The sequence below is a fragment of the Actinomadura sp. NPDC048032 genome, from assembly GCF_040653175.1.
GTDB lineage: Bacteria > Actinomycetota > Actinomycetes > Streptosporangiales > Streptosporangiaceae > Spirillospora > Spirillospora verrucosospora.
On record NZ_JBEZJP010000688.1, the window covers coordinates 1 to 2,537 of the forward strand.

Genomic DNA, 2,537 nt, shown 5'->3' on the forward strand with positions numbered 1-2,537 from the left:
ACAGCGAGGGGTCCACCCGCTGCAGACCCGACATGAAGATCACCAGCGGGAAGCCGATCTGCATCCAGACCATGACGCCGACGACGCTCCACAGGGCGGTGGCCGGGTCGCCGAGCCAGTCGTGCGCGAGGGAGCCGAGGCCCACGGCGTCCAGGAGCGCGTTGACCGCGCCGTTCTCCGGGGCCAGCAGCCAGCTCCACACCACGCCCGCGATGACGACCGGCAGCACCTGCGGCAGGTAGACGCAGGCGCGCAGGACGCTCGCGGTGCGCGGCCCGAAGTGCCGGTCGACCAGGTCGGTCAGGGCCGCGGCCAGCACCAGGCCGATCATCGTCGGGACGATCGCCATCCCGACGATGATCAGGACGTTGTGCCGGAACGAGGCCCAGAACTCCCCGTCCTTCACGAGCTCGCGGTAGTTGCCGAGCCCGATCCACTCCGGGGTGCCGACGCCCGTCCACTCGGTGAAGCTCGTCCCGATGTTCATCAGGAACGGCACCCCGATGACGGCGGTGAACAGGAGCAGGCCGGGGAGCAGGTAGGGCACGTAGCCCCACTGCTCCCGCGACCGGCCGCGGCCTGGCGTCGTCACTTCGGCAGGCCGCCGTCGTAGGTCTTCTGGATGCCGCCGAGGACCTCGCCCGGCGCCGCGCCGTTCATGAGCTTCTGCGTCTGCGCCACCCAGGCGTCGTAGAAGCCGGCGACCGGCCAGTCCGGGTAGTAGGCGAGCCCGTCGGAGCGGGACAGCCCGTCGAAGTCGGCGATGAGCTTCTTGGCCTTGGCGTCGGTGATGGCGGCCGGGTCCGCCGCGACCGGCACGCCGCCCGCGTTGCCGAGGGTGGTCTGCGCCTGCTTCTTCATCGTGATGTCGATGAAGTCGTAGGCGAGCTGCTTGTTCTCCGACCCCTTGGGGACGACCCAGAGGTTGCCGCCCGAGCCGAGCGTCATCTTGGCGCCGGGCCAGACGGCGGTCTCCCAGTCGAACTTCGCCTCAGCGGCGACCCGGCCGAACCACCAGCTCCCGGAGAACATCATGGGGAACTTGCCGCTCATGAACGCGACGCCCGCGTCCTCCGCCTTGAGGCTGACGGAGTTCTTGGCGATGTAGCCCTTCTTCACCCAGTCGGCGAAGGTGGTCGCCCCGTAGGTCCAGGCGGCGTCGTTGAAGTTCGTCTTGCCGGTGTAGCGCTGGAAGGCGTCCACCCAGGCGCGGTCGGCCTTGTCCAGGGCGAGCTGGTAGACGAACTGGTGCGCCATGTACTCGGCGCCCGCATTGGTCATCGGCGTGACGCCCTTCGCGACGAACTCGTCCATCGCGGCGGTCAGCTCGGCGAACGTCCTCGGGATCTCGACGTCGTTCTTCTTGAACAGGTCCTTGTTGTAGTAGACCTGCACGTACTCCGCATAGTCCGGAACGCCGTACCATTTGTCGCCGCCCATCGTGCCCTTGGCGTCGTACTTGGCGGTGACCTGGACGTTCGGGCTGATCAGCTTGTCCCAGCCCCGCTTGGTGACCTCGGGGGTGAGATCGGTGAGCAGACCCTGCTTGGAGAGCAGGCCGGCGGTCGCGTTGCCCTTGTTGTACTCCATGACGTCGGGGGCGTCCTTGGAGTTGAGCACCATGGGCGCGGTCTTCTGGATCTGCTCGAAGCCCTTCTCCTCGAACTTCACCTTGACGCCCGGGTGGGTGGCCTCGAACTCCTTGACCGCCTCGTCCCACGCCTTGCCCATGGCGCTGTCCGGGGCCTCGTAGTGCCAGAGCTTCAGCTCCTTGCCGCCGGAGCCGCCGTCGTCGCCGCCGCACGCGGTGAGCGACAGCGCCGCCGCGGCAAGGGCGGCGAGCACCGCCGCGCTCCTGCCTGCCTTGATCATGGGTCTTCCTCCGGGGTGGGACCGAGCGCCTGTCGAAGCGCTTCGATTGCGGGGATGCTAAGCCCTCGCTCGGCCGCGACACAATAGGACGACCTACACCAATTCGGCTACGAGCCCACTGACCTGCGCCGACGAACTGGGAGCGCTCCCATAGCGCTGAGGGCGATCGCGTCCGAAGGCAGGTCCGAGCGGAGCGAGAACCTGATCGCGCAGCGAGCCGCCAGGCGAGACGGAGCGATGCCAGCGATCGCCGCGTTCGTCGACGATGGAGGGCCGCCAGGCCCGAAGGAGGAGATAAATGCAATGAACACTGCTCAGTTACGGCACTGCGCGCCGTTCAGGGTGAATCGCGAGGGGGTTCCGTTGGCGCCGTCCTGGCTCCCGAGGAAGCCGAACTCGGCCGTCCCGTGCGGCGGGATCGACCGGTTCCACTCCGCCGCCGTCACCGTGACGGACGTACCGTCCTGCGACCTGCTGCCGTTCCACAGCTGGGTGATCGACTGGCCGTCCGGGAAGGCGAAGCCGAGGGTCCAGCCGTCGATCGCGCCGTCTCCGAGGTTGGTGATGCGGACGGTGGCCTGGAAGCCCCGGGGCCACGTCCCGTCGACGCGGTAGGACACCGAGCACGCGGTCGCCGCGGTCGTCGTCCGGCCCGCCGGGGGCGC

Annotated in this window: 3 protein-coding genes; all 3 read right to left on the reverse strand. The window is 68.5% G+C overall.

The features are described 5' to 3' along the window. A partial coding sequence (locus AB0C69_RS41065) for a sugar ABC transporter permease (protein WP_360362060.1) occupies window positions 1-592 on the reverse strand: 592 nt, incomplete at its 3' end. Continuing rightward, window positions 589-1,872: an extracellular solute-binding protein gene (locus tag AB0C69_RS41070; RefSeq protein ID WP_360362063.1), complete on the reverse strand. Its 1,284-nt coding sequence runs from the start codon at window positions 1,870-1,872 to the stop codon at window positions 589-591. The genes AB0C69_RS41070 and AB0C69_RS41065, both read right to left, overlap by 4 nt. Before the next feature lie 314 nt (window positions 1,873-2,186). Next, a partial coding sequence (locus tag AB0C69_RS41075) for a cellulose-binding domain-containing protein (RefSeq protein ID WP_360362066.1) occupies window positions 2,187-2,537 on the reverse strand: 351 nt, incomplete at its 5' end.

What these genes read in the sequence shown, in the direction of transcription:
- AB0C69_RS41070 (WP_360362063.1), bottom strand. Translation starts at nt 1,872, where the DNA reads ATGATCAAGGCAGGCAGGAGCGCGGCGGTGCTCGCCGCCCTTGCCGCG.